Origin of the sequence: Cupriavidus sp. SIMBA_020 (assembly GCF_046535395.1) — a bacterium.
GTDB classification, from domain to species: domain Bacteria; phylum Pseudomonadota; class Gammaproteobacteria; order Burkholderiales; family Burkholderiaceae; genus Cupriavidus; species Cupriavidus campinensis.
In genome coordinates, this window is sequence record NZ_JAWRWU010001741.1 from 1 (window position 1) to 233 (window position 233).

1 protein-coding gene is annotated in these 233 nt (G+C 63.9%); it reads left to right on the forward strand.

Annotated elements, in window-relative coordinates:
- Nucleotides 1–233 (forward strand): hypothetical protein (locus SB751_RS35580; RefSeq protein WP_410749682.1); only part of this gene is annotated, 233 nt, incomplete at both ends.

Here is a 233-nt window from a genome sequence, read left to right on the forward strand (position 1 = left end):
CCGGTCGAGCGCGGCGCCTGCAGCAATTCCGATGGTTTGCCGCATGCTTCGCATCGTTTGAAACGGTGCTGGCGAGCTTGATTGCCGCCGTCTGTCCGAAGCCGTGTGCGGTGGCGCGCGAAGCGAAAGATTCGCCGAACGCGATGGCGTTGAAGCAAGGCGCAACCAACCCACGCAACCCCACGCCACATCACTATCCCGGCAACGAGGCCGGGGCACGTTCCGACGACGTT